Here is a 17,681-nt window from a genome sequence, read left to right as displayed (position 1 = left end):
CAGCCATCGTTAACAGTGTGGACGCAAAAAATCATAGAGTTGGCGTGAGTGATAACGCCATGATTGCGCTGTATTTACCGGCAGCAACGGCATCAGCGCGTTACTCACCAGTACTTCTTCGGCGTCTGCAAGAGTGGCCGGCGGCTCGCTGACGTAATGCAGCGAATATTCACTGCCCGCCAGCAGCTCAATCACCCTTCGACGCATCAACCCAGCCACGCCGGCCTGGCTCAGATCGGGCGTAAATACCGCTTTTCCTTTACGCCAGAATAAATTAGCCGCACAGCATTCCACCAGCATACCGGCAGTGTCAAGCACCAGCGCCTCGTCGGCGGCCGTCTGGTCAAGATGCGCGCGGATCAACACTTGCTCCAGACGGTTCAGATGCTTAAGCCCCGCAAGCAACGGATTACGCGCCAGTGCCACCGGGCTGAGCGCCAGGCTGATGCCCTGTTCACGCCACGACAGGTAGTGCGTGGGATAAGCGCTGCGAGAGACAATGCGCGTAGGATTTTCACACCCCTGCGGGCTGTAACCTCGTCCGCCGCTGCCGCGCGTCAGTATCGCTTTGACCACGCCGAGCGGGATAGATTCTGCCGCACGCGCCATTTCACTTTCAAGAGCGCCCCAATCAGTGAGCGGCATCATCAGCCGCTGCGCTGCCTGTTGCAGGCGTTCGATATGCCAGGGAAGCAGCTCGATTCTGCCGTCGATAACCCGGGCAGTGGTGAAACAGCCATCACCGAACTGCAAACCGCGATCGCTTGGCGCTAACGCATCGTGCTGTTGTCCGTTAATCCAGTACATATTTCCACACTCTCCTCGTTATGCCGGCGCTAGCGGCAAGGCCCCTGGAAGTGGATGGCGTTAATGTGGCAACTGCGCGGCTGCTGCAACACAAAACGCATCGTTTCCCAGATCGAACGTGCGTTCAGCACGGGTTGATCCGATTGTTCTGTTGGCCCATCATCCAGGGCGCTCATTTCAAAATCTGGCGGATAGAAACCCGTCACCCGAATGTTTTCCGCTGCCAGGTGGTGCGCGATGTTGTGGCAAAAGCCCCCGATCCCCTGCTTGGCGGCAAAAAACGCCGGGTGGGCACTCGACTGGATGAACTGAGGTATGCCGCACACCGATACCATCACCATAATATCAGCCCCGGCCGAAAGCCGCAGGCTGGGCAAGAGTGCGCGGGTCAGTAAAATATTCCCCGTCAGCCCGGAATTGATGGTGCTGATGACGTCAGCATCATCTTTGCTCTCCAGATCCCCCTCCAGCCATTGGGCGGCGCTCAAAACCAGAATGTCGATCGGCCTGTCGTCCTGCAACAGTTGATCGACAAACGCCGTAAGTGAAGCCGGATCGGCAATATCGCACTGGTAAGCCTGCGCCCGTCCACCTTCGGCTCGTATGATGTTTTGAGTTTCCCTTGCGCTACTGAGTTGTCGGGCGCAGATATCCACATCAACGCCCTCACGCGCCAACCAGACCGACACGGCTTGCCCAAAATCGCGCCCGCCCCCAGTAACCAACGCACGTTTTCCGCCCAACATACACTTTCTCCTGCTTGTCTAACCATGGATTTACTCCGACTTTTACCGGCAACCTTCAACCAGTAAAGCCTATTCCATTAATTTTTCAGCCAAAAAAGTGCGGAACTCATCTTTTCACTTGTAAACAACCCATAAAAAAACCCGCTCGAAAGCGGGTTTTTTACAGTCTGCCAGCAGACACGTCACACCTTGCGGAAGATCAGCGAACCGTTAGTACCGCCGAAACCGAAGGAGTTACACAGCGTATACTGCAAATCGCTTACCTGGCGCGCTTCGTGCGGAACGAAGTCCAGATCGCAACCTTCATCCGGGTTATCCAGGTTGATGGTTGGTGGAACCGCTTGATCACGCAATGCCAGCACGGTGAAGATCGATTCAATCGCGCCTGCCGCACCTAACAGGTGGCCGGTCATCGATTTGGTCGAGCTGACCATCACGCGCTGCGCATCGCTGCCAAATACCGACTTCACTGCCTGGGTTTCGGCGGTATCACCGGCCGGCGTGGAAGTGCCGTGCGCATTGATATACCCGATTTGTGACGTAGTCACACCTGCGTCAAGCAAAGCATTTTCCATTGCCAGCGCCGCGCCCGCACCGTTTTCCGGCGGCGACGTCATGTGATAGGCATCGCTGCTCATCCCAAAGCCGACAATTTCAGCGTAAATCTTGGCGCCGCGTTTCTTGGCGTGTTCGTACTCTTCCAGCACCATCATGCCGGCACCGTCACCCAGGACGAAACCGTCACGGTCTTTATCCCATGGGCGGCTGGCCGCTTGCGGGTTTTCGTTGCGGGTCGACAGTGCGCGCGCTGCGCCGAAACCGCCAACGCCCAAAGGAGTACTGGCTTTCTCTGCGCCACCGGCCAGCATAACGTCGGCATCATTGTAAGCAATGATACGCGCGGCATGGCCAATGTTGTGCACACCTGACGTACAGGCGGTAGCGATGGAAATACTCGGACCACGCATGCCGAACATAATAGTCAGGTGGCCTGCAATCATGTTCACGATGGTTGACGGCACAAAGAACGGACTGATTTTCCGTGGGCCACCGTTAACCAGTGAACTGTGGTTTTCTTCAATCAAACCCAGGCCGCCGATACCGGAGCCGATAGCGGCACCAATGCGGCTGGCGTTAGCCTCGGTGATATCCAGCCCCGCATCCTGCATGGCTTGCATGCCGGCAGCGATTCCGTACTGGATGAAGGCATCCATCTTGCGCGCATCTTTGCGAGAGATGAAATCCTCTGAATTAAAATTCTTTACCAGGCCAGCAAACTTGGTCGCATAGGCAGTGGTATCGAAATGGTCGATCAGGCTGATGCCACTCTGACCGGCAAGAAGAGCGTTCCACGTGGACTCTACAGTATTGCCGACAGGAGACAACATGCCCAGTCCGGTCACAACTACTCGACGCTTAGACACGTTTGTCCTCCAAGGAGGGAAAAATATGACACTAGGGATAGAAAAAACTTAGGCGGTCGAGTGACCGCCTAGATATGTTCTCTTACTGCTGGCTAGCGTTGATGAAATCAATAGCTGCCTGAACAGTAGTGATTTTCTCAGCTTCTTCGTCTGGAATCTCGGTATCGAATTCTTCTTCCAGTGCCATTACCAGTTCAACGGTGTCAAGAGAATCAGCGCCCAGATCTTCAACGAAAGAAGCGTTGTTTAAAACTTCTTCCTGTTTAACACCCAGTTGCTCAACAATGATTTTCTTAACGCGTTCTTCGATAGTGCTCATACTCTTAAATTTCCTATCAAAACTCGCTTTCGCGATGGTTTTCGTAGTGTATAAAATGTTGAAAAAGATGCAACTAAATCCCGGCTGGTCAAACCACGATTTTACGCTATTTTGCGGTTTTTACCCCAAATAACGCAAATAGTTTTCGCATTTTTTAAATCATGTACATGCCGCCATTGACATGTAACGTTTCACCGGTGATGTAGCCAGCCTCATCAGAGGCTAAAAAAGCAACAGCGCTGGCGATTTCTTTAGCATCCCCCAGCCGATTGGCTGGAACTGATGACAAAATGCCTGCACGTTGATCATCTGTCAACGCCCGTGTCATGTCCGTCTCAATAAAACCAGGTGCCACGACGTTGACCGTAATGCCACGCGAAGCAACTTCACGTGCCAAAGACTTACTAAAACCAATCAAACCGGCTTTAGCCGCCGCGTAATTAGCCTGCCCTGCGTTGCCCATGGTGCCAACTACGGAACCGATGGTGATGATCCGGCCAAACCGCTTTTTCATCATAGCTCGCATTACCGCTTTTGACAGACGGAATACGGAAGTCAGATTGGTGTCCAGAATATCCTGCCACTCATCATCCTTCATGCGCATCAGCAGGTTATCACGCGTAATGCCGGCATTATTCACTAAAATGTCGATTTCGCCAAATTCAGCACGAATAGATGCCAGAACGCTGTCGATAGATTGAGCATCAACAACGTTCAGCGCAAACCCTTTGCCGCTTGCACCCAGGTAGCTGCTGATAGCCTCAGCGCCACTTTCACTGGTGGCGGTGCCGATCACTTTGGCGCCACGTGCCACAAACGATTCTGCAATAGCCCGGCCAATACCCCGGCTAGCGCCGGTGACCAGAACAACTTTACCTTCGAAGCTCATTATTTTCCTCTTTATTGTTCAAGCGCCGCTGACAGGCTCGCTGCGTCATTAACCGCCGCCGCCGTCAGGGTGTCAACAATACGTTTAGTCAGACCGGTCAGAACTTTACCCGGGCCAACCTCTAGCAGCGACGTAACGCCCTGTGCTGCCATAAACTCTACGCTCTCGGTCCAGCGCACCGGGCTGTACAACTGGCGTACCAGCGCACTGCGGATGGCTTCTGGATCGGTTTCAGTTCGCACGTCGACGTTATTCACTACCGCGACCTGCGGCGCGCTGAAGGTAATCTCCTGCAACGCAACGGCCAGTTTGTCTGCCGCCGGCTTCATCAACGCACAATGCGAAGGCACGCTCACCGGTAACGGCAAGGAGCGCTTGGCGCCTGCGGCTTTACAGGCCGCGCCTGCACGTTCGACCGCTTCCTTGTTGCCGGCGATGACAACCTGCCCCGGCGAGTTGAAGTTCACCGGGGAAACAACCTGACCCTGAGCGGATTCTTCACAGGCTTTGGCGATAGCCTCGTTATTCAGGCCGATAATGGCGAACATCGCGCCAGTGCCTTCCGGCACCGCTTCCTGCATCAGTTTGCCGCGCAGTTCAACCAAGCGGATCGCCGCCTGGAAATCCAGCACGCCCGCACACACCAACGCCGAGTATTCACCCAGGCTGTGGCCGGCCATCATCGCAGGTGCTTTACCGCCCTGTTGCTGCCAGACGCGGAAAATCGCCACGGAAGCGGCCAGCAATGCCGGCTGCGTCTGCCAGGTTTTGTTCAGCTCTTCCGCCGGGCCTTGCTGCACCAACTGCCACAGGTCATAGCCCAAAGCGGACGAGGCTTCGCTGAAAGTCTCTTCAACGATCGGAAATTGCGCAGCCAAATCGGCCAACATGCCAAGAGCCTGAGACCCCTGACCTGGGAAAACAAAAGCAAATTGCGTCATTTTTTCTTCCTGTTAATCAGAAACGGACCAGCGCCGAGCCCCAGGTAAAGCCGCCGCCAAAGGCTTCCAGCAGCACCAGTTGGCCGCGCTGGATCCGCCCGTCACGCACGGCTTCGTCGAACGCTGCAGGGACCGAGGCGGCAGAAGTGTTGCCGTGACGATCGAGCGTCACTACCACTTTCTCCATCCCCATACCCAGTTTTTTCGCCGTCGCGCTGATGATGCGCAGGTTGGCCTGGTGTGGCACCAGCCAATCCAGTTGGTCGCGGTCCAGATTGTTGGCTTGCAGCGTTTCTTCCACGATGTGAGCCAGTTCGGTAACCGCAACTTTGAATACTTCATTGCCTGCCATGGTAACGTAGGCCGGCTGCTCCGGATCCTGACGATCCTTGAACGGCAGCGTCAGCAGGCCGCCGTAGGTACCATCGGCATGCAGGTGGGTAGACAGGATGCCCGGCTCTTCGGACGCGCCCAACAACACCGCACCCGCGCCATCACCGAACAGAATGATGGTACCGCGATCTTCAGGATCCAGCGTGCGTGACAGCACGTCCGCGCCGATCACCAGCGCATGTTTCACCGCGCCATTCTTGACGTACTGATCGGCCACGCTCAACGCATAGGTAAAACCGGCGCAGGCTGCGGCCAGATCGAAGGCCGCACAGTCTTTAATGCCCAACATCTGCTGCACCTGGCAAGCGGAGCTTGGGAATGCATGGCTTGAGGTGGTGGTCGCAACTACGATCAACCCGATGTCTTCTTTAGCCACACCTGCCATTTCCAGCGCTTTTTCAGCAGCATGGAAGCCCATCGTCGCCACGGTTTCATCAGCGGCAGCGATACGGCGCTCACGGATACCGGTACGCGTGACGATCCACTCGTCAGAGGTATCCACCATTTTTTCAAGGTCAGCATTGGTGCGCACTTGTACGGGTAAATAACTCCCCGTACCGAGAATCTTTGTATACATGTACGATCAGTCACTCTTAGGTAATACAGCTTCAAGGCGCGCAGCAATCCTTTCAGGGACTTGCCGCTGCACCGCCTGCACAGCCTGTTCGATTGCTACTGCAAACGCGTGTGGGTTCGCAGCGCCGTGGCTCTTGATTACGGTGCTGCGCAATCCTAACAGACATGCGCCATTATACTGGTCGGGGTTCAGGTGGCCGAACCGCTTTACCACCCGTTTTTGCAACCAACGGCCTAACAACTTTAACCACCACGCCTGCTTGCCACCGTCTCCGGATGATTTCAGCAGCGATAAAAATACTCTTACCACCCCTTCCATGGTTTTCAGGGTGACGTTACCCACGAAGCCGTCGCAGACCAGGACATCGGTTTTACCGGTGAGCAGGTCATTGCCTTCCAGGTAACCAATATAATTGATTGCCGGGGTGTTTTTCAGCACGGCGGCCGCTTCGCGGATATTATCCAGGCCTTTGGTCTCTTCTTCACCAATATTCAGCAGCGCCACGCGGGGCTGCGCAATACCCACCACCTCTTCGGCCATCACTGCGCCCATTACCGCAAACTGCACCAGCATAGTGCTGTCGCATTCAACGTTGGCGCCCAGATCCAGCACTACGGTTTTACCGAGCTGCTGGTTTGGGATCACGGTCATCAGCGCCGGACGTTCAATACCGTCCAGCGGCTTAATCAGCATTTTCGCCAGGCCCATCAACGCACCGGTATTACCTGCACTGACGCAACCCTGCGCATCGCCGTTTTTGGTCAGCTCCAGCGCAATGCGCATAGATGTGCCTCGGCTGGCGCGTATCGCTTGTGAGGGTTTGGCGTCGCCGGCAATCACTGATTCAGCGGGCACGACTTGCAAACGCTCCAGAAGAACCGGATCGGCTTTGGCAAGTAAAGGAGAGATGGCGTCGGGATCGCCGACCAGCAGGAGATGAAGCTGTAAATTAGAGGCCAGTGCCTGCAATGAAGCAGGCACTGTGACGCAGGGACCGAAGTCCCCGCCCATTGCATCTAACGCCAGGGTTAGACGAGTCAAGGTACCGCTACTTAGCCGATAACCTTGCGACCGCGGTAGAAACCGTCGGCAGTGATGTGGTGACGACGATGAGTTTCACCAGAAGTCGCATCAACAGACAATGTGGTGGTGGTCAGAGCATCGTGTGAACGACGCATGCCACGCTTGGAACGGGTTGGTTTATTTTGTTGTACGGCCATGGACCTTACTCCTTAATTACTTACGCTTTAAACTGGCTAATACGGCAAATGGATTCGGTTTCTCCGCCTCTGGAGGCAGTTTGCCAAATACCATGTCCGCTTCGGACACTTCACAGTGTTCAGATTCATGTAACGGGACGACAGGCAGTGAAAGAATAATTTCGTCTTCAATCATTGCCAACAGATCGACTTCGCCAAACTCATCGACTTCGATCGGTTCGTACGCTCCCGGTAATGCCTCAGCCTGCTCATCATTGACGACCGGGCTAAAACAATATGTTGTGTGGATATGACGCTCGAACGGGACACCACAGCGTTGGCACATCAGGGTTACCTGAACGTCCGAATGCCCTGTTATCACCGCGAGGCGTTGGTTATCAATATCGAACGATAACGAAACCTCAACATCACTGTCCACACTGACCACGGAGTCGGCAACACGTGTAACCTGCTCAGGCGCATAGGAACCAACATAGTCCAGGCGTTTCTGAGCGGTACGTACCGCATCAATGGTCAAGGGTAATTTTACCTTTTGCATAGGGCGCGCATATTAACTTTGTAACGACGTAGAGTCAAAGAAAAAGGCCGTAAAACGGTACCTTTCACCATTATTCGCTTCCTCAGCGGCGGACAGTTTAAAATGCCCACTCTATTTACGCTACGGTTTGCGAAAAAAATTATGCAAAGACTTCTCCTTGCCTCCACCTCGACCTACCGCAAGATGCTACTGGAAAAGCTGCACTTGCCCTTCCTTTGCGCGGCGCCGCAGGTGGATGAAACCCCGCTGGCGGGGGAAAGCGCCGAGGCGCTGGTGCTGCGATTGGCCACGGCGAAAGCCCAGGCGCTGGCTGCCGCCTACCCCGAACATCTGATTATCGGATCCGATCAGGTCTGCGTGCTCGAAGGAAAAATCACCGGAAAACCGCACACGGAAGAGAACGCCTGCGCTCAATTGCGCCAGGCCAGCGGCCAGAAAGTCACCTTTTATACCGGGCTGGCGTTGTATAACAGCCGCAGCAGGCATCTGCAGGTACTGTGCGAACCCTTTCACGTACATTTCCGCACGCTGAGCGAGGCTGAAATCAGCGCTTACGTGCGACTTGAGCAACCACTCAACTGCGCGGGCAGCTTTAAAAGTGAAGGATTGGGGATTGCGCTGTTCGATAAGCTGGAAGGGCGGGATCCCAATACGTTGATCGGCATGCCGTTGATCGCCCTGCTGGAAATGCTGCGGGCTGAAGGCATCAACCCGCTGGCATAGGATAAAAGGGCTGCGTTATTTGCCCTGAGACTGCTTGCGCAACACCTGCAGGCAGTGGCGCAGCTCTTCATCCATCGGCGCTTCGATGCGCATCGTTTCGCCGGTACCCGGATGTTCGAAACGCAAAGCAGCCGCGTGCAAGAACAGACGCTTGAGCCCGGTGCCCGCCAGTTGGCGATCGAATTCGCGATCGCCATAACGATCGTCAAAGGCTATCGGATGCCCGGCATGCAAGGTGTGCACACGGATCTGATGGGTGCGCCCGGTGATCGGGCTGGCTTTGACCAGCGTTGCGTGCTCAAAGCGCTCTTCCACCTTGAAGCGTGTTTCCGAAGGTTTGCCTTCGCTGTTGACACGAACGATACGCTCACCGCTCTGCAGAATGTTTTTCAGCAAGGGTGCCTGCACCGCTTTGCAATGTGATTGCCACTGGCCACGAACCAACGCCAGGTAATCTTTTTGCATCCCTTTCAGACGCAGTTGCTCGTGCAGCGAACGCAACGCAGAGCGTTTTTTCGCCACCAGCAGCACGCCTGAGGTGTCGCGATCCAGGCGGTGAACCAGTTCCAGGAAGCGGGCTTCGGGACGAAGCGCGCGCAGGCCTTCGATCACGCCGAAGCTCAGGCCGCTGCCGCCATGGACTGCCGTGCCTGATGGCTTGTTCAGCAGCAGCAGGTGATCGTCTTCATACAAGATGCAATCTGCCAGCGCGGCCACTTTATCCAGTTTGGCGGAGACTGGCGCTTCTTCACGCTCGGCAACGCGCACCGGCGGAATGCGCACCACGTCGCCGGCGGCCAGTTTATATTCTGCCTTGATGCGTCCTTTATTAACCCGCACCTCGCCTTTACGCACGATGCGGTAAATCATGCTCTTCGGCACGCCTTTCAGGCGGGCAAGCAAAAAGTTGTCGATTCTCTGACCGGCTTCGTCGTCAGAAATCGTGATTAATTGTACTGCAGGAATGTTCGTTTTCATGGAGCGGGATTCTAAATAGAGCGAGTAAATAGCGCCACTTCTTTTTCTGTGCTTAACTGTCTCTCTGACTGCAGACGAAACCCCAGCGAACAATAAGGCAGCAAGCCGGTTTGAACGTTTGCGATTTCTTCCGCAGTTAAGGAAAAGTCACCTTGCTATAACGGCATCAGCAGTGGAATAATGCGTTTACTTTCCACGTTGATTCTCGTTAAACAGGGAAAACGGTGGGATTATAAAATTTGTCTGATGGCGCAAAAACGCAGCAATGGCGTAAGACGTAATGCGAAATCAAACAATTAGCGGGCTGCGGGTTGCAGCTTGGCCGGCAAACGGAATCAGATCTGTCGACGTAAATCAGAGGCTATTCCCCTAGTAAAAGTGCTGTTTTTCACAAAGAAATACAGGCTTACCGAGATAATGCGCCCCTATGCAGGCGACAACCGTGAGGTTGACGACTTTGCGAGAAGACACGGGGTTTTCGGTTTTAACCCGGCCATGAGGTTATTTTGCCCGCAGCTTTGTCGATAATGTAAAAATAACGAGTAAGTTAAGATGAAAAGAATGTTGATTAACGCAACTCAGCAGGAAGAGTTGCGTGTTGCCCTTGTAGATGGACAGCGGCTGTATGATCTGGACATTGAAAGCCCAGGTCATGAACAGAAAAAAGCGAATATTTACAAAGGCAAAATCACTCGTATTGAACCAAGTCTTGAAGCAGCGTTCGTTGATTACGGCGCAGAACGACATGGTTTCCTCCCTCTTAAAGAAATCGCCCGCGAATACTTCCCAAGTAACTACTCTTCTCATGGTCGCCCGAACATCAAAGATGTGCTGCGCGAAGGCCAGGAAGTTATCGTTCAGGTTGACAAAGAAGAACGTGGTAACAAAGGCGCAGCCTTGACCACCTTCATCAGTCTGGCCGGCAGTTATCTGGTGCTGATGCCGAACAACCCGCGTGCCGGTGGCATTTCCCGCCGCATCGAGGGTGACGACCGTACCGAACTGAAAGAAGCGCTTTCCTCCCTGCAATTGCCGGATGGCATGGGTCTGATTGTTCGTACCGCGGGCGTTGGCAAATCTGCCGATGCGCTGCAGTGGGACCTGTCTTTCCGTCTGAAGCATTGGGAAGCCATCAAGAAAGCCGCCGAAGGCCGCCCTGCTCCGTTCCTGATCCATCAGGAAAGCAACGTGATCGTGCGCGCATTCCGTGACTATCTGCGCCCGGACATCGGCGAAATCCTGATCGATAACCCTAAAGTTCTCGATTTGGCAAAAGAGCACATCGCTGCTCTGGGCCGCCCGGATTTCAGCAGCAAAATCAAACTGTACAGCGGTGAAATCCCTCTGTTCAGCCATTACCAAATCGAGTCTCAGATCGAATCCGCCTTCCAGCGTGAAGTTCGCTTGCCTTCCGGCGGCTCGATCGTCATCGACACTACCGAAGCCTTGACCGCCATCGACATCAACTCCGCGCGAGCAACCCGCGGTGGCGATATCGAAGAAACTGCGTTCAACACCAACCTGGAAGCGGCGGACGAAATCGCTCGCCAACTGCGCTTGCGTGACCTTGGCGGCCTGATCGTTATCGACTTCATCGATATGACCCCAGTGCGCCACCAGCGCGAAGTAGAAAATCGCCTGCGTGACGCAGTGCGTCAGGACCGTGCGCGTATCCAGATCGGCCGCATTTCCCGCTTTGGCCTGCTTGAGATGTCGCGTCAGCGCCTCAGCCCGTCACTGGGTGAATCCAGTCATCACGTCTGCCCTCGCTGTAACGGCACCGGCACCATCCGTGATAACGAATCGCTGGCACTTTCCATTCTGCGCCTGATCGAAGAAGAAGCGCTGAAGGAAAATACCAAAGAAGTTCACGCTATCGTGCCGGTTCAGGTCGCTTCTTACCTGCTGAACGAAAAACGTGAGTCGGTGAGCGCAATCGAAAAACGTCAGGGTGGCGTGAAAGCGATCATCGTGCCGAACGATCAGATGCAAACCCCGCACTACTCGGTGCTGCGTGTGCGCAAAGGCGAAGAAACACCAACCCTGAGCTACCTGCTGCCGAAATTGCACGAAGAAGAGATGGCCCAGCCACTGGACGATGCGCCGATGGAGCGCAAACGTCCGGAACAACCGGCTCTGGCTTCGTTCTCTCTGGCGGCTGACGCCCCGCCGCCTGCCGAAGAACCTGTGGCGGCACAGTCCGCTGCTGCCGCTGTCGTGGCCAAACCAAGCGCCCCAACCGCTGCAAAACCAGGTCTGTTGGGCCGCCTGTTCGGTGGCTTGAAAGCGCTGTTCGCCAGTGAAGAACAACCGGTTGTTGAAGCCAAACCTGCCGTTGAAGCACCTAAGGCCGAAGGCAACGGTGAAAACCGCCGCCAGGATCGCCGTGGTCAACGCCGTCAGGGTTCTGGCCGTAAAGAACGTGGTGAACGCGGAGAACGTGGTGAGCGTAGCGATCGTCCTGAACGTGGCGAACGCAAGGAACGCGGCGAAGGCCGTGACAATCGCGAGCGCGATAACCGTGAACCACGTGAAAATCGTGAGCCGCGCGACAATCGCAGTGAAGGCCGTGAAACGCGTGAAGTGCGCGATGAACAACGCCGTAACAACCGCCGCAATGCACCGCAGGTTGCCGCACCGGTTGCCGAGGCGCCACAGTCTGAAGAAGCCGCCAAGGCACAGCGTGAAGAGCAGCAACAACGCCGTGACCAGCGTGCCGAACGCCAGCGCCGTCGTCAGGAAGAGAAGCGCCAGGCTCAGCAGGAAGTGGCTGCACTGGAAAGTGTAGACACCAGCACCAACGTTATCAGCGATGAAGATCTGGAAGAACGCCAGCAGCAAAACATGCAGCGTCGCCAGCGTCGTCCTCTGTCGCAGAAAGTTCGCGTATTGTCCGCGGAAGAAGAATTGCATCGCGCAGCGGAAGAGCTGCTGGCCCCTAAAGCGCCAGTGGCGAAAACCCAGGACGTGAAACCGGCTCTGGAAGAAGACAGCGTTAAATTGCTGCCAGAATCCCTTGAGACACCGGCTGAAGATGACGTTCAGGGCGACAACCGCAACGGCGAAAATGGCATGCCACGCCGTTCACGCCGCTCGCCACGCCATCTGCGCGTGAGCGGTCAGCGCCGTCGCCGTTACCGTGATGAGCGTTACCCTGCCCAGTCGCCAATGCCATTGGCTGGGGCTTTCGCCTCTCCGGAAATGGCTTCTGGCAAGGTATGGGTAAGTTACCCTGTAACACAAACCGCACAAGTGATTGAAGAAGCTGAAGTTCAGACTGATGCTACCGAAATCGCTGCCGACAACGTGATGGCACAACAAGCTGTCGACGTAGCCGCTCCGGTTATCGCTGAAGCTGCCGTACAAACCCTCGCACCGGTAGAAACCGCTGAGGTTGTCATTGCAGAAGAAGCCCAGCCGGAAGTTGAAACTGTTGCGCCGGTCATTACGGCTCAATTGGAGGAAACGGCTGCGGTACCGCAGGCTGAGACGCCAGTAGTTGAAGAAGCTACCGTGGTTGAAGAGACGACCGTGGTTGAAGAAGCTACGAATGTCGAAGCAACCCCGGTGGTTGAAGCCGCGGCTGTTGCTGAAGAGACTGCCGTTGTTGTTGAGCCTGTCGCAGCGCCAGCGCCGATCATCGTTGAAGCCGCACCTGTTCAGGAAGCTGCTGCTCCGGTCGTTGTTGCAGAAAAGCCGCCGGTTGTTCAGCAGCCAGCGCCGGTGCAGGGGACACTCTATAAACATATCGCCACAGCGCCAATGACCAAGGCCCCAGCGCCGGCTTACGAGCCGGAAGAGCAGAAAGGCAGCGATTGGCAACGCCCCTCCTTCAATTTCGAAGGTAAAGGCTCGGCGGGAGGTCATGCTGCGGTGAATCAAGCCACAGCGCCGGCAGCCAAACCGCAGCCGGTTAACGAATAAGTTAATCTGCTCCGATAAAAAAACCCGCCAAATGGCGGGTTTTTTCTTGCCAAAAAATCGGTTCAGGCAATTTTTTTCAATTGTTTGATATCCAGCAAATCCAGCTTGCCGTCGAGCTGGCTGACAAATTGTTTAAAGTGCTCGGTGGCGTTGTGTTTTTCCAGCGCTTCTGCGCTTGCCCAGCGTTCGAAGAACACGAAGGTGCCAGGCTGTTCCAGATCGCGGTGCAGATCATACTGCAGATTGCCCAGCTCCTGACGGCTTGGCTCTATAATTTCATGCACAGCATCGCTGACGGCAGACACAAATTCAGGTTTCGCCTGCAGGGTGGCAATAACTCGTACTTCCATTTCTTTCTCCCATTCCACATGATGAACGTTGATAACCCAGCAGTTATGACACGGGGATCGTTAAAATCCCTGTCACTATGCGCCCGAAAGCCAATTGATTTCAACTTGCCGTGAACAAACAGATGCATCAAAGACGCTTTCCGCTTATCCTTACACCCCGGCGTGAATAACCCCCATTATTCGCTTTTATATAGACGTGTTTCTGACCGCCGGAGCCTTGCAACATGACCGCACAACCTCAAGCCCTGAAAATCCGCCGCCCTGACGACTGGCACATCCATCTGCGTGATGACGACATGCTGAAAACGGTTCTGCCCTATACCAGTCAGGTATTTGGCCGGGCGATTGTGATGCCGAATCTGGCTCCGCCAATCACTACCGTAGAGGCTGCACGGGCCTATCGTGACCGCATTCTGGCCGCAGTTCCTCAGGATCACGATTTCACCCCATTGATGACCTGCTACCTGACCAACTCGCTAGCCGCCGCCGAATTGGTCGACGGCTTTGAGCAAGGCGTGTTCACCGCCGCCAAGTTGTATCCTGCCAACGCCACCACCAACTCCAGCCACGGTGTCAGCGATGTGAAAGGCATCTACCCGCTGTTTGAACAAATGCAGAAAATCGGTATGCCGCTGCTGATCCACGGTGAAGTGACCGACGCAGCCGTAGATATCTTCGATCGCGAGGCGCGTTTTATTGAACAGGTTATGGAGCCAATCCGCCGGCAGTTCCCAGAGTTGAAAATCGTCTTCGAGCACATCACAACCAAAGAAGCGGCTCAATATGTGCAGGAAGGCAATCGTTTCCTTGGTGCCACTATCACGCCGCAGCACCTGATGTTTAACCGCAATCATATGCTGGTTGGTGGTATCCGCCCGCACCTGTTCTGCCTGCCGATCCTGAAACGCAACATTCATCAGGATGCGCTGCGTAAAGCAGTCGCCAGCGGTTCCGAGCGCTTCTTCCTCGGCACCGACTCGGCGCCGCATGCCAAGCACCGCAAAGAGTCAAGCTGTGGCTGTGCCGGCGTATTCAACGCCCCGAATGCCATCCCGGCCTATGCCAGCGTATTCGAACAACTGGGCGCGCTGGAGCATCTGGAGGCCTTCTGCTCGCTGAACGGCCCACGTTTTTATGGCCTGCCGGTCAATGCCGACTTTATCGAACTGCAACGTGTGCCGACGACGCAACCGGAAGAGATAGCCATGGGTAACGAAGCGGTTGTGCCATTCCTGGCCGGGGAGACCCTGAGCTGGTCCGTGAAGGCGTAAAATCTTTTTTAACGCAACCTCTTGCTCCCGCACGAACTTAACTGTATAAATAACCAGTAAATCGCTTCGGGGGCAATCATGCGTGTTGAAGTCACTATAGATAAAACCAGACCGCTACCGCCAGGGGCAATTGAAGCCCTGACCGGCGAGCTGGGCAAGCGGGTAAATCGTCAATTTCCAGATGCCGTAGTTCAGGTTCGTTATGCCGGTTCCAACGGGCTTTCTGTGCTTGGCGGCCTAAAAACGGATAAAGACCTAATCGCTGAAATCCTCCAGGAAACCTGGGAAAGCGCAGACGAGTGGTTCAGCGCAGAATAACACTGCAATGCTGTTTTTGCCGGGGGGTCGCTCCCCGGCTTTTTTGCCTTTGAAACCGCACTCACCTCCCTCCTTCAATTTATGCTGGAAGAAATGCCTTATCTGGTCTGTACTGAATGTTTTTAACAGGAGGTGTTTGACATGGTCCCGGACAAGATAAAATCTGAAGAAACGATGACCTTTGGCGAGCTGCTGGCGCTGATTGGCGATCAAAAACGGCGCTTGAACGTATTGGAAGTTGCGTTCTCCTATCTGGCTTTTGGTCTGGATGACAAAGCCAATCAATTGCTGATCCACAGCCTGAAACTGGAAGCGCAAAATCAGAATCGCGATGCCGAAACGCAGCAGCATTTCGCGCATCTGGCCGCCGAACTTGAGAAACGGTTACACAGCGCCCCTCCTGATGCAGAATGATTGCCGCATGCCCGTCACGCGGGCCTCCTTGGCCAGCCAGTAGAATAATTATATTTATTTTGCAAAAAAGGATGGAAAAGCTCCACCGCAGAAACCATATGCGTATACTGTAATTGCTCACATGATGATGAGCCGCATTGATCCTCGTTAGTCACTCACGTTAGTTACTACTCAATAAGGGGTCTTTATGGACAGAAATGATGAAGTAATTCAGACACACCCGCTTGTTGGTTGGGATATTAGTACTGTCGACGTTTATGACGCCATGATGATACGCCTTCATTACCTGTCTTCACTAGACCAGACGCCAGAAGAAGCCCAAGTAGACAGAACGCTTTGGTTAACTACAGATGTCGCACGCCAATTAATCAATATTTTAGAAGCCGGCATTGCCAAGATTGAAGCAACGGATTACCAGGACCTTGATCGTAAAAAACACTAATTTACTGCCCCAAAAAGCCTAAGGCGCCAGCGATTATCTCTGGCGCCTTTTTCTTTGCCGGCACAACAGCGCAACGGGTGCATTGCTGCGCCCAACCTTTTATCATAGCCCGATAAGAAACGTATATCAGAGAGGTTACGGCACGTGGAATATGACTTAATTGTTGTGGGCAGCGGTTCGGTAGGCGCAGCGGCGGGTTACTATGCTACGAGATCCGGCTTGAAAGTATTAATGATCGACAGCGCGATGCCCCCACACCGTAACGGCAGCCACCACGGCGATACACGAATCATCCGCCATGCCTATGGCGAAGGTGAAAAGTATGTGCCACTGATTCTGCGTGCCCAGGCCCTGTGGAACGCACTGATTCAGCAAACCGGCGAAGAACTGTTTCAAGCCTGCGGAGTACTGAACCTCGGGCCGCAGCATTCTGAATTCATCAGCAATGCCCAACGCAGCGCGCAAAAATTCCGCCTCAACACGCAAAACCTCAGCACGGAACAGATTAACCAGCGTTGGCCCGAATTCAACGCGCCTGAGGGTTATATTGGCGTGTTTGAACCCGATGCCGGGTTCCTGCGCTCGGAACAGGCCGTCGCCTGCCTGATCAAACTGGCTAATGAAGCCGGTTGCAGCCAACTGTTCAATTGCCCCGTCAGCGCAGTGGAGCCTATTGATGGCGGTGTCGAAGTCGTCACCTCTGAAGGCCGCTTCCAGGGCCGAAAAGCGGTGGTTACCGCCGGCACCTGGGTAAAAGCGCTGCTGCCGCAGTTACCTATCGCACCGCTGCGGAAAGTATTTTCATGGCATCAGGCGGATGGCCGTTACAGCATCAACAACCGTTTCCCGGCTTTTACCGTTGAGGCTCAGGACGGCAACCATTATTACGGTTTTCCCGCCGATAACGACGGGCTGAAAGTGGGTAAGCATGACGGCGGCCAGGAGATGGATGCGCCTGAGCAACGCAAACCTTTCGGCAGTTTCGCCAGTGATGGCACTGAAGTCTTCCAATTTCTGCGCCAATTTTTACCGGGTGTAGGGGTATGTTTACATGGGGAAGCATGCAGTTACGATATGAGTCCGGATGAAGATTTTATTATCGACACCGTCCCGGGATGCGATCGACTGATGGTCATCAGCGGTCTGAGCGGCCATGGTTTCAAGTTTGCCAGCGTGTTGGGCGAGATCGCCGCCCTGTTTGCCGAAGACAAAAACCCGCCAGTAGACATCTCCCCCTTTGCGCTAAAACGTTTTAATTAACCTTTTCCCATTCACTAACCGCACCCGCTAACCCGCGCGGGCTGCGGTTTCCCCCTCGGTTACAATTCACCACGTCTATAACTCATTAAAAAATCATATAAAAAATCTGGCAACGGAAATTTCTGACACAAGTATCCGGATTTCCGA

19 protein-coding genes are annotated in these 17,681 nt (G+C 54.5%); 7 read left to right on the top strand and 12 right to left on the bottom strand.

The annotated features are described in order from the left end of the window. Positions 1 to 9 precede the first annotated feature (9 nt). The 10 genes from pabC to yceD all read right to left on the bottom strand — a co-directional run bounded on the left by pabC (position 10) and on the right by yceD (position 7,854). Entirely contained in the window at positions 10 to 807 is a 798-nt protein-coding gene (pabC, locus tag ACTJJ1_RS03260; protein WP_062792794.1) for an aminodeoxychorismate lyase, read from the bottom strand. Between the two features lie 29 nt (positions 808 to 836). After that, on the bottom strand, positions 837 to 1,553 hold the full coding sequence (locus tag ACTJJ1_RS03255) for an SDR family oxidoreductase (RefSeq protein WP_421416267.1): 717 nt from the start codon (positions 1,551 to 1,553) through the stop codon (positions 837 to 839). A gap of 182 nt (positions 1,554 to 1,735) precedes the next feature. Beyond that, entirely contained in the window at positions 1,736 to 2,977 is a 1,242-nt protein-coding gene (gene fabF, locus ACTJJ1_RS03250) for a beta-ketoacyl-ACP synthase II (protein WP_004943048.1), read from the bottom strand. 82 nt (positions 2,978 to 3,059) lie between these two features. Beyond that, positions 3,060 to 3,296, bottom strand: coding sequence for an acyl carrier protein (gene acpP, locus ACTJJ1_RS03245; RefSeq protein ID WP_004719003.1), 237 nt, complete (start codon positions 3,294 to 3,296; stop codon positions 3,060 to 3,062). A gap of 154 nt (positions 3,297 to 3,450) precedes the next feature. Then, positions 3,451 to 4,185 (bottom strand): 3-oxoacyl-ACP reductase FabG, encoded by a 735-nt coding sequence (gene fabG / locus ACTJJ1_RS03240; protein WP_004943047.1) that lies wholly within the window; start codon positions 4,183 to 4,185, stop codon positions 3,451 to 3,453. Between the two features lie 11 nt (positions 4,186 to 4,196). Continuing rightward, positions 4,197 to 5,126 (bottom strand): ACP S-malonyltransferase, encoded by a 930-nt coding sequence (gene fabD, locus ACTJJ1_RS03235; RefSeq protein ID WP_004943046.1) that lies wholly within the window; start codon positions 5,124 to 5,126, stop codon positions 4,197 to 4,199. 16 nt (positions 5,127 to 5,142) lie between these two features. Continuing rightward, positions 5,143 to 6,096 carry a beta-ketoacyl-ACP synthase III gene (locus ACTJJ1_RS03230; protein WP_004943045.1) on the bottom strand — a complete coding sequence of 318 codons (954 nt, stop codon included), beginning with the start codon at positions 6,094 to 6,096 and terminating at the stop codon, positions 5,143 to 5,145. 6 nt (positions 6,097 to 6,102) lie between these two features. Continuing rightward, positions 6,103 to 7,137 carry a phosphate acyltransferase PlsX gene (plsX, locus tag ACTJJ1_RS03225; RefSeq protein WP_020453780.1) on the bottom strand — a complete coding sequence of 345 codons (1,035 nt, stop codon included), beginning with the start codon at positions 7,135 to 7,137 and terminating at the stop codon, positions 6,103 to 6,105. Positions 7,138 to 7,148: 11 nt separating this feature from the next. Next, a complete protein-coding gene (gene rpmF / locus ACTJJ1_RS03220) occupies positions 7,149 to 7,316 on the bottom strand; it encodes a 50S ribosomal protein L32 (protein ID WP_004943042.1) in 168 nt (55 codons plus the stop codon). A gap of 16 nt (positions 7,317 to 7,332) precedes the next feature. Then, positions 7,333 to 7,854, bottom strand: coding sequence for a 23S rRNA accumulation protein YceD (gene yceD / locus ACTJJ1_RS03215; RefSeq protein WP_004943040.1), 522 nt, complete (start codon positions 7,852 to 7,854; stop codon positions 7,333 to 7,335). Between the two features lie 141 nt (positions 7,855 to 7,995). On the opposite strand from yceD, the gene ACTJJ1_RS03210 reads away from it, so the two are divergent. After that, a complete protein-coding gene (locus ACTJJ1_RS03210) occupies positions 7,996 to 8,577 on the top strand; it encodes a Maf family protein (RefSeq protein ID WP_122289529.1) in 582 nt (193 codons plus the stop codon). 15 nt (positions 8,578 to 8,592) lie between these two features. Here ACTJJ1_RS03210 and rluC read toward each other — a convergent pair whose 3' ends face one another. Continuing rightward, positions 8,593 to 9,555 carry a 23S rRNA pseudouridine(955/2504/2580) synthase RluC gene (gene rluC / locus ACTJJ1_RS03205; RefSeq protein ID WP_004943036.1) on the bottom strand — a complete coding sequence of 321 codons (963 nt, stop codon included), beginning with the start codon at positions 9,553 to 9,555 and terminating at the stop codon, positions 8,593 to 8,595. A 552-nt stretch (positions 9,556 to 10,107) separates the two neighbouring features. On the opposite strand from rluC, the gene rne reads away from it, so the two are divergent. Then, positions 10,108 to 13,479: a ribonuclease E gene (gene rne, locus ACTJJ1_RS03200; RefSeq protein ID WP_440832347.1), complete on the top strand. Its 3,372-nt coding sequence runs from the start codon at positions 10,108 to 10,110 to the stop codon at positions 13,477 to 13,479. Between the two features lie 62 nt (positions 13,480 to 13,541). Here the strand turns inward: rne and ACTJJ1_RS03195 are convergent, their stop codons facing one another. Further along, positions 13,542 to 13,829 carry a putative quinol monooxygenase gene (locus ACTJJ1_RS03195; RefSeq protein ID WP_004943033.1) on the bottom strand — a complete coding sequence of 96 codons (288 nt, stop codon included), beginning with the start codon at positions 13,827 to 13,829 and terminating at the stop codon, positions 13,542 to 13,544. Positions 13,830 to 14,053: 224 nt separating this feature from the next. Between ACTJJ1_RS03195 and pyrC the strand changes: the two genes are divergently transcribed. The 5 genes from pyrC (at position 14,054) to solA (ending at position 17,534) form a co-directional block, all read left to right on the top strand. Next, positions 14,054 to 15,100, top strand: a complete 1,047-nt coding sequence (pyrC, locus tag ACTJJ1_RS03190) for a dihydroorotase (protein WP_421416256.1) — start codon at positions 14,054 to 14,056, stop codon at positions 15,098 to 15,100. 78 nt (positions 15,101 to 15,178) lie between these two features. Beyond that, positions 15,179 to 15,418, top strand: coding sequence for a DNA damage-inducible protein I (dinI, locus tag ACTJJ1_RS03185; protein WP_006324660.1), 240 nt, complete (start codon positions 15,179 to 15,181; stop codon positions 15,416 to 15,418). A gap of 141 nt (positions 15,419 to 15,559) precedes the next feature. Beyond that, positions 15,560 to 15,832, top strand: a complete 273-nt coding sequence (locus ACTJJ1_RS03180; RefSeq protein ID WP_006324659.1) for a hypothetical protein — start codon at positions 15,560 to 15,562, stop codon at positions 15,830 to 15,832. A gap of 187 nt (positions 15,833 to 16,019) precedes the next feature. Next, on the top strand, positions 16,020 to 16,274 hold the full coding sequence (gene bssS / locus ACTJJ1_RS03175) for a biofilm formation regulator BssS (RefSeq protein WP_004943025.1): 255 nt from the start codon (positions 16,020 to 16,022) through the stop codon (positions 16,272 to 16,274). 144 nt (positions 16,275 to 16,418) lie between these two features. Further along, the gene (gene solA / locus ACTJJ1_RS03170) at positions 16,419 to 17,534 is read left to right on the top strand and encodes an N-methyl-L-tryptophan oxidase (RefSeq protein WP_073439737.1); all 1,116 of its coding nucleotides are present in this window, start codon (positions 16,419 to 16,421) and stop codon (positions 17,532 to 17,534) included. Positions 17,535 to 17,681: the final 147 nt, after the last annotated feature.

The sequence above is a fragment of the Serratia sp. 22264 genome, from assembly GCF_052045345.1.
Lineage (GTDB): Bacteria > Pseudomonadota > Gammaproteobacteria > Enterobacterales > Enterobacteriaceae > Serratia > Serratia plymuthica.
Note: the sequence above shows the minus strand (reverse complement) of the source record. Positions and strands in the feature narration are given on the sequence as shown.

What these genes read in the sequence shown, in the direction of transcription:
- ACTJJ1_RS03195 (WP_004943033.1), bottom strand. Translation starts at nt 13,829, where the DNA reads ATGGAAGTACGAGTTATTGCCACCCTGCAGGCGAAACCTGAATTTGTG.
- dinI (WP_006324660.1), top strand. Translation starts at nt 15,179, where the DNA reads ATGCGTGTTGAAGTCACTATAGATAAAACCAGACCGCTACCGCCAGGG.
- ACTJJ1_RS03210 (WP_122289529.1), top strand. Translation starts at nt 7,996, where the DNA reads ATGCAAAGACTTCTCCTTGCCTCCACCTCGACCTACCGCAAGATGCTA.
- ACTJJ1_RS03255 (WP_421416267.1), bottom strand. Translation starts at nt 1,553, where the DNA reads ATGTTGGGCGGAAAACGTGCGTTGGTTACTGGGGGCGGGCGCGATTTT.
- yceD (WP_004943040.1), bottom strand. Translation starts at nt 7,854, where the DNA reads ATGCAAAAGGTAAAATTACCCTTGACCATTGATGCGGTACGTACCGCT.
- rluC (WP_004943036.1), bottom strand. Translation starts at nt 9,555, where the DNA reads ATGAAAACGAACATTCCTGCAGTACAATTAATCACGATTTCTGACGAC.
- pyrC (WP_421416256.1), top strand. Translation starts at nt 14,054, where the DNA reads ATGACCGCACAACCTCAAGCCCTGAAAATCCGCCGCCCTGACGACTGG.
- ACTJJ1_RS03230 (WP_004943045.1), bottom strand. Translation starts at nt 6,096, where the DNA reads ATGTATACAAAGATTCTCGGTACGGGGAGTTATTTACCCGTACAAGTG.
- acpP (WP_004719003.1), bottom strand. Translation starts at nt 3,296, where the DNA reads ATGAGCACTATCGAAGAACGCGTTAAGAAAATCATTGTTGAGCAACTG.
- fabG (WP_004943047.1), bottom strand. Translation starts at nt 4,185, where the DNA reads ATGAGCTTCGAAGGTAAAGTTGTTCTGGTCACCGGCGCTAGCCGGGGT.
- rpmF (WP_004943042.1), bottom strand. Translation starts at nt 7,316, where the DNA reads ATGGCCGTACAACAAAATAAACCAACCCGTTCCAAGCGTGGCATGCGT.
- bssS (WP_004943025.1), top strand. Translation starts at nt 16,020, where the DNA reads ATGGACAGAAATGATGAAGTAATTCAGACACACCCGCTTGTTGGTTGG.
- pabC (WP_062792794.1), bottom strand. Translation starts at nt 807, where the DNA reads ATGTACTGGATTAACGGACAACAGCACGATGCGTTAGCGCCAAGCGAT.
- ACTJJ1_RS03180 (WP_006324659.1), top strand. Translation starts at nt 15,560, where the DNA reads ATGGTCCCGGACAAGATAAAATCTGAAGAAACGATGACCTTTGGCGAG.
- fabD (WP_004943046.1), bottom strand. Translation starts at nt 5,126, where the DNA reads ATGACGCAATTTGCTTTTGTTTTCCCAGGTCAGGGGTCTCAGGCTCTT.
- rne (WP_440832347.1), top strand. Translation starts at nt 10,108, where the DNA reads ATGAAAAGAATGTTGATTAACGCAACTCAGCAGGAAGAGTTGCGTGTT.